At 66.0% G+C, this 6,904-nt stretch carries 9 protein-coding genes; 4 read left to right on the top strand and 5 right to left on the bottom strand.

What is annotated here, in order from left to right; all coding sequences use genetic code 11:
• The first annotated feature begins 276 nt into the window (after nt 1-276).
• A complete protein-coding gene (locus RT662_RS04480) occupies nt 277-1,086 on the top strand; it encodes a response regulator (protein WP_313669498.1) in 810 nt (269 codons plus the stop codon).
• Nucleotides 1,087-1,238: 152 nt separating this feature from the next.
• A complete protein-coding gene (locus tag RT662_RS04475; RefSeq protein WP_409530137.1) occupies nt 1,239-1,883 on the top strand; it encodes a sigma-70 family RNA polymerase sigma factor in 645 nt (214 codons plus the stop codon).
• Between the two features lie 69 nt (nt 1,884-1,952).
• Here the strand turns inward: RT662_RS04475 and RT662_RS04470 are convergent, their stop codons facing one another.
• From RT662_RS04470 to RT662_RS04450, 5 genes are all read right to left on the bottom strand, one after another.
• Nucleotides 1,953-2,267, bottom strand: a complete 315-nt coding sequence (locus RT662_RS04470) for a hypothetical protein (RefSeq protein ID WP_313669496.1) — start codon at nt 2,265-2,267, stop codon at nt 1,953-1,955.
• Between the two features lie 85 nt (nt 2,268-2,352).
• Nucleotides 2,353-2,652: a hypothetical protein gene (locus tag RT662_RS04465; RefSeq protein ID WP_313669495.1), complete on the bottom strand. Its 300-nt coding sequence runs from the start codon at nt 2,650-2,652 to the stop codon at nt 2,353-2,355.
• 34 nt (nt 2,653-2,686) lie between these two features.
• Nucleotides 2,687-2,833 carry a lmo0937 family membrane protein gene (locus tag RT662_RS04460; protein WP_313669493.1) on the bottom strand — a complete coding sequence of 49 codons (147 nt, stop codon included), beginning with the start codon at nt 2,831-2,833 and terminating at the stop codon, nt 2,687-2,689.
• Nucleotides 2,834-2,855: 22 nt separating this feature from the next.
• Nucleotides 2,856-3,974 carry an SH3 domain-containing protein gene (locus RT662_RS04455; RefSeq protein ID WP_313669491.1) on the bottom strand — a complete coding sequence of 373 codons (1,119 nt, stop codon included), beginning with the start codon at nt 3,972-3,974 and terminating at the stop codon, nt 2,856-2,858.
• A gap of 83 nt (nt 3,975-4,057) precedes the next feature.
• Nucleotides 4,058-4,459: a glycine zipper 2TM domain-containing protein gene (locus tag RT662_RS04450; protein WP_313669489.1), complete on the bottom strand. Its 402-nt coding sequence runs from the start codon at nt 4,457-4,459 to the stop codon at nt 4,058-4,060.
• A gap of 347 nt (nt 4,460-4,806) precedes the next feature.
• Here RT662_RS04450 and RT662_RS04445 point away from each other — a divergent pair, with 347 nt between their 5' ends.
• Entirely contained in the window at nt 4,807-4,995 is a 189-nt protein-coding gene (locus tag RT662_RS04445) for a CsbD family protein (RefSeq protein ID WP_313669488.1), read from the top strand.
• A gap of 167 nt (nt 4,996-5,162) precedes the next feature.
• Nucleotides 5,163-6,904 (top strand): CheR family methyltransferase (locus RT662_RS04440; protein WP_313669486.1); only part of this gene is annotated, 1,742 nt, incomplete at its 3' end.

The following is a 6,904-nucleotide window of genomic DNA, read 5'->3' as shown; positions in this document are numbered from 1 at the left end:
ATGGCGGAGGATGGCGAAGGATAATGGCCGGCGGCGTTGATCATCACCCATCATGCACCAAGGTGACGCGGACGCGAAATGATGTTAAGGTAAATGACTCAATCGGCGCGGCAGAGATCGCCTGCGGCCAGTGTTTTTTTACCATCACGATTGCGGGCAGCCGGCCGTAGGCCAGCAAGGCCCGCCGCCGCATGGCCCAGACAATTTCCGGCGCGCAGCGGGCGTGAACGTCGGCCCAGCCGCCTGCCAATGCCCTGGCCCCGAAAGCACATCATCGTGACCCCATCCGCGCCCTCCCTGTCGGCCAGCCTTGCCCCCCACTTGCCCGGTTTGCGCCGCTATGCCCGCGCGCTGAGCGGCTCGCAGCTGGCCGGCGACCGGGCAGTGGCGGCCACGCTGGCGGCGCTGGTGGCGGATCGCGCCGCGCTGCCGGCCGGCGTGTCGCCGCGCCTCGGCCTGTTCCGCGCCTTCCAGCAATTGCAGGCCGCCAATTTTGCGCCTGCGGCCGCGCCCGCGGCCACCAGCGATGCCGCCGCGATGGCCACTGCGCGCCTGGCCGGGTTGGCGCCGCTGTCGCGCCAGGCACTGCTGCTTGGCGCGATGGAAGGTTTCGCGCCGGCCGACATCGCCTATCTGATCGATTGCCCGCTGCGCCAGGTGCATGCCCTCACCAGCGCCGCCCTGGCCGACATCGCCGGCCAGACCCGGGCCCGCGTGCTGATCATCGAGGATGAACCGATCATCGCCATGGACATCGAAGCCATTGTCACCGATCTCGGCCACAGCATCACCGGCATCGCCGCCACCAGAGCTGAAGCACTGGCGCTGTTTGCCGCCGAAGCGCCTGGCCTGGTGCTGGCCGATATTCAGTTGCGCGACGGCAGCAGCGGCATCGATGCCGTGCAGCATATCCTCGCCCGGCAGGCGCTGCCGGCGATCTTCATCACCGGCTTTCCGGAACTGCTGCTCACCGGGCAGCGACCGGAACCGACCTTCCTGATCACCAAGCCCTTTGCCGTGGCCAGCGTGCAGGCCGCGATCGCCCAGGCCTTGTTCTTCGGATCGACCGCCGGGCCGCAGGCGTGACAGGCGGAACCCGCAGCCCGCCGGCGCGTATGGGCTCGGATGAGACGCACACGAGACCGATCATGACCATGCCGGGCCACCGCCCCCTGCCGGCCAGCGAAACGCCGGCGCTGCGCGATCTGGGCGCGGCGCTGCGCCTCGCCTTTGCCGAAATGGCCACAGCGCCGCTGCCACCACGCCTGCAGGCGCTGCTCGATCAGCTGGGCGATGACGACGCCGTGCGCGCGGTTCGCTTCAAGGCCGATCTCGCCGCCGCCATCCCGCATCTGCGCGCCTATGGCCGGTCGCTGTCGGGCAATGCCGATCTGGCTGATGATCTGGTGCAGGAAACCATGCTGAAGGCTTGGCTGGCGCGCGATCGCTTCATTGCCGGATCCAGCATGCGGGCGTGGACACACGTCATCCTGCGCAATGCCTATTTCTCGATTGTCCGCCGTGCCCGCTTCAAGGGCGAATGGGATGAATTCGCTGCCGATCTGTTGCTGGCGGTGCCGCCCGCCCAGGAAGGCCATGTTGCGCTGGCCGACATGCAGCGCGCCCTGATGCAGTTGCCGGCACCGCAGCGCGAGGCGCTGATCCTGATGGGCGCCAGCGGCATGAGCTGCGAGGAAGTGGCGGCGATCAGCAACTGTGCGGTGGGCACGGTGAAGAGCCGCGTTGCCCGCGCGCGTTCCGCCCTGCGCCAGTTGCTTGATGGCGGCCAACTGGCGCAATCGCGCACCGATGGCCCGGCCAGCGCGCTGGGGCCGCTTGATCAGATCATGCAGCAGGCACAGCGACTGACAGCGTCGCGCTGAGCAGAGAACGGAAAGGGGCACCGGATCAACGCGATCCGATGCCCCTTCCTCCCGTCCAGGAACTGGGTGTTACTTCGGATCCGTAGGCTGCGTGGTGGTGGTCAGCTGATCGGTCTTGGTGGTGGCGCCTACTGTGCCCTCTTCGATGGCATCAGCCTTGTTCTCGCCGCGGTCACGCACGGCATCGGCGCCTTCACGCATGGCGTCGGCATTGGCTTCGCCCCTGTTCTCAACCGTGTCGGCCTTGTTGTCGATATCGGCGGCAGCGGCGTCGCTCGTGTTGCGCACGGCATCGGCCTGGGCATCAGTGGTCTTCTTCTCGCAGGCGGCCAGAGTCAGGCTGGCGACAGCCAGCAGCAGCAGCGGGGTGGTTTTCAATGGCATGGGAAATACTCCTGTGGGACAGTCGGTAGAGATTAAACGCGGGGCTACAGGAAAGGTTCCATCGCCAGGCGCAGGTGTGTCGCTTTCAGGCGACGGGGGCGGCCAGGCGCAGCAGGTCGCCGGCAACAGCCTGGCGATCGGCGCAGATACAGGCATCAAGCTCATCAAGGTCGATTGGCACCATTCGGGTGGACAGCGCGGGCCGGCCCAGTGCCGGCACCTGCAACTGCGCCAGTACGGTGCGGTAGGTGGTGAAGCTGAGGCCGCACAGCTCCTCCTCATCGGTGATCAGCCGATAAGTGCCGGCGGGCTGCGGCTCGTCCAGCCCCGGTAAACGGAAGGGATGCAGGAATTGGACTTTTGCCTGGCAGGTGCGGGTCATCATGGTGCGTCCTTTCGGTTGGGCACTGGCCGGATAATCAGGCGCGGCGGCCGCTGATCAGGTTCATCACGAAGATGACCAGCGCGACCACCAGCAGGATGTGGATGAGTCCGCCCAGCGTGTAGGAGGTGGCGAGGCCGAGAGCCCACAGCACCACCAGGATCAATATGAGGCCGTAAAGCATGTCATTTCTCCTTGGAGTTGGTTCAGGTGCCGTTCGAATTTGGCTTGCGATCCCGGTCATCCGACGGGTCTCGCGCATCCGGCTGCTTGCGGGCTGAACCGGGCGGCGGGTTCCGCTGCGTCCGCGCCCTGGCCTGGCTCTGCGCCTGCTGTTCGGCCCGGGCCTCGGCCCGACCTTGCGCCAGGGCGCGGGACTGCTGCTCGACTTGGACCTGTTGACGCTGCAGCTGTTGCTGCTGGCGCGGCGGCTGCCGTTGCGGCACCCATTGCCGGTTTTCGTAACGGCGTTCCGGCCCGGCGCCCCAGCTTGGCCGGTATCTCTGGACATACTGGCGTTCCCAACTGTCACGTTCGCGATAGAAGGGCTGCGATCGGTAATTGTCGTCCCAATAGCGGCCGAAGCTGAAGTTGAGGACGGTGATGCCGATATAGGGGGCGATGCTGGCCACGCTGCGCTGCTGGCCGCGGTAGTTGCTGCCGACATGCTGGCCGAAAACCCAGCCCCGATTGCGGCGATTGCTGATGTCGCACCAGCTCCAGTCCCGCAGGCAGCCATGAATGGTCACCCGGGTGCGGGCGCGGATGATGCCGACCCGCGGATAGACCGCATCCGGCCCCGCCCGCAGATAGGCCCGGCGGAGCATGACGCCGTTGGTGGTGCCATCACCCCAATAGGCTTGGTTCGGTCGCTGGCCCCAGCTTGGCTGATAGTCGTCGAGATAGCGCTGTTCCCAACGCCTGCGCTCGCCATAGAAGGGCTGCTGGCGATAATGATTGTCCCAGTAATTGCCGATGCTGAAGGTGAGATTGCCGATCTGGAGGCTGCCGCCGAGATTGACGATGCTGTCGCGTCGGCCGCCATAATCGGCATAAAGATCCGGCCCGTTCACCCAGCCGCGATCATTGCCGTAACCGACATCGCACCAGCTGCGATCATTCAGGCAGCCATAGATCTGCACCTGCTGGCCCTGCTGGATGCGGCGCACTTGCGGGTAGCTGGCTTGCGGGCCGGCGCGCATCATCAGGTCACGACCGGCCACTGCCGGTGGGGTGCGGCGATCATTCTGGCCAGAGGCCGGTGCCGCCAACAGCGGCGCGAACAATGCCACCGTCCCAACGGCCAGCATGAAATGTCGTGTCATCATGAATGTCCTTGCGGGTGCGGCAGCGGCCTTGGGCCGGCGGGGCAGGGCTGGCCAACCCCGCGCGCCCAGGTGCCGCGCCGTCAGCGGCAGCGGATATTGTTGCGGTCGATCGCATTGCCGGCAGCACCGCCGGCGACGGCCCCCAATATGGTGCCCAGCATTTCGGATCCGCCCGGCGCGATGATGTTGCCCAGCACACCGCCGGCCACGGCACCCACGATCAAGCCGGTGCTGCCGTCGGAACGGCGGCAATAGTAGCGACCGTCCTGGCCGCGATAGACGCGGTCGCGGTTGCTCAACCGGCGGTCACGCTGGCGCGGCGCTTCGTAATAATAGCGGCCGGGATCATAGTTGCCATATTGCGGATCGGGCCGGTTGTAATCGTAATTGCGCCATTGGCGCTGCGGCCGGCGATCCGACATATCCGCCATGCAGCCGCTGATCAGGATTGATGCCGCGACGGCACCCAGCGCGATCTTCATCGCCATTCTCCTTTTGCCCTCGCCAGTTCCGCAGTGGAAATGGCAGCCAAGGCGGTGGCCGCTGTGCTTCGGCCTTGCCCGCCAGGCCATGCAAACATCGCGCCAGCCAGCATGACTGACGAGCGCCGGAATCTACCCTCGGGAATCCCCGTGGATGTCTGGCGCGGGCCACGAAACCGGCGTGCGCGTGAGTATTAACCGATACTGCCGCCTTTTAAGGCGATCCGGTAAGAGATTGTTACTGCTCCGGCCAGACCCCCCGGTCGCCCCCCTGGACACCGGCGCCGGGGCAGTACCCAAGGCAACCGCTCCGTTCCGCCCCGAACGCATCAACCGGACACACGCTCATGAGCATCAACAAGAACCGCATTTCCGGCGCCGCCAAACAGGCCGTTGGCGCCACCAAGGAAGCTGTTGGCCACATGGTGGGCGACAAGAGCATGGAAGTATCCGGCAAAGTCGAAAAGGTCGAAGGCAAGCTGCAGAGCGCTGCCGGCACGGCCAGCGACACGCTGAAAGACCTCGCAAAATCCTGACATGGCAAGCCGGGCCAGTGTGCCCGGCCGCCAACGACTGCGATAGACTGTGAGAATAGGGGAATCTGCGGGTTCGACGTGGCATCAGCGATGGGCTATGCTGTGCTGGTGCCGGCCCTCAGGCACATGAGAGGCATGATCATCTGACGAAGATTCGGCCTCGATCCATGCCCGACAAGGGCAGCGGACCGTCACCACAAGCCAGTCACCGCCAGATGGTGGTGGCCATTGGCGGTTCTGCAGGCGCGCTCGATGCGGTGCGCGGCCTCATCGCCGGACTGCCGGCGTTGAGCGGCATCGCCTATATCCTCGTCCAGCACCTGGATCCGGATCACCCGTCGCTGCTTGCCGAGCTGCTTGCCGACAAGACGCCGTTTCCAGTGGTGGAAGCCAGCGACGGCATGGCGCTGCTCGCCGATCGCCTGCACGTGATCCCGTCGGGCGCGCGCATCGCGGTGGTCGAAGGCGTGCTGCAACTCACTCCGTCCACCCAGAACCAGGGCCCACGCCTGCCGGTGGATTTCCTGCTGCAATCGCTGGCCATTCAGGACGAACTGCGCGTTGTCGCCATCGTCTTGTCAGGCAATGGTGCCGATGGCAGCGTCGGCGTGCGCGCCGTTCACGCGGCTGGCGGCTATGTCATTGCCCAGGATCCGGCCGAAGCCGATTTCAACAGCATGCCGGCCGCCGCCATCGCCACCGGCTGTGTGGATGCCGTGCTGCCGGTGGCCGCCATGGGCGCCGCCATCATTGATCGCCGCAACCGTGTGCCCCTGCCGGCGATGACCGGCGATGACTGGATCGCCCCGGTGCTGGCACGGCTGAAACAGAGCGGTCATGATTTCCACGGCTACAAGCGCGGCACCATGCAGCGCCGCATCGAACGCCGCGCCCGCATGGTTGGCCGCAGCACGGGCAGCGGCACCGACGCGTTGACCGCCTATGTCGAACGCCTCGCCCATGACGAAGCCGAAGTGCAGGCGCTGGCCAATGATCTGCTGATCAACGTCACCGGCTTCTTCCGCGATCCCGAAGTGTTCAGCACGCTGAGCAGCGCCATCCTGCCCGATCTGGTGCGCCGCCATGATGAAACCCGGCCGATCCGGCTGTGGTGTGCCGGCTGCAGCACGGGCGAGGAAGCCTGGTCGCTGGCCATGCTGATCCTGGAAGAAATCGCCCGCAGCCGCCCCACATTGAAATTGCAGCTGTTTGCCACCGATCTCGATCCCGATGCGGTCGCCACTGCGCGCCACGGCGTCTATCCGGCCAGCATCGACAAGGATGTGACCGCCGAACGGCTGCAGCGCTTCTTCATGGCGGATGATCATGGCTGGCGGGTCGGCCCGGCGCTGCAATCCAGCGTGGTGTTTGCCGTCCACGATCTGCTCACCGATCCGCCGTTCAGCCGCATCGACATGATTTCCTGCCGCAACCTGCTGATCTATCTGCAGCCCGGCGCGCAGGCCCGCGCCATCAGCCTGTTTCATTTTGCGCTGCGGCCCGGCGGCCTGCTGCTGCTGGGCAAGGCTGAAACCGTGGCGGAGCCCGGCGATGCCCCGGCGCCGGCTTTCACCCTGATCTCGCGGCAGGCCCACATCTATCGCCGCAACGCCAGCCATCGGCCGCTGCCGGCGCTGCCTGCCGAAAGCGGCGCGTTGCCGGTTCTGGCCAATCAGCAAACCCCGCCATGGCCGGTGCCCAGCCTGCCTTCCACCCGGTTGCAGGCGCTGGAAGCCGAACTGGCCAGCATCCGCGCCGAACTGGCCAACGCCGATCGCCACCCCGGCGACAATGATCCCGAACAGCAGGCGATCCACGCCGACACGCTGTCGCGCAACCAGGAATATCAGAGCACCAACGAGGAACTGATCACCTCGCAGGAGGAGCTGCAGTCGCTGAACGAGGAGCT

Source organism: Sandarakinorhabdus sp. (assembly GCF_032115815.1).
In the GTDB taxonomy this organism is placed as follows: Bacteria; Pseudomonadota; Alphaproteobacteria; order Sphingomonadales; family Sphingomonadaceae; genus Sandarakinorhabdus.
The sequence above is the reverse complement of the archived record's forward strand: the minus strand, read 5'-3'. Positions and strand labels throughout refer to the sequence as shown.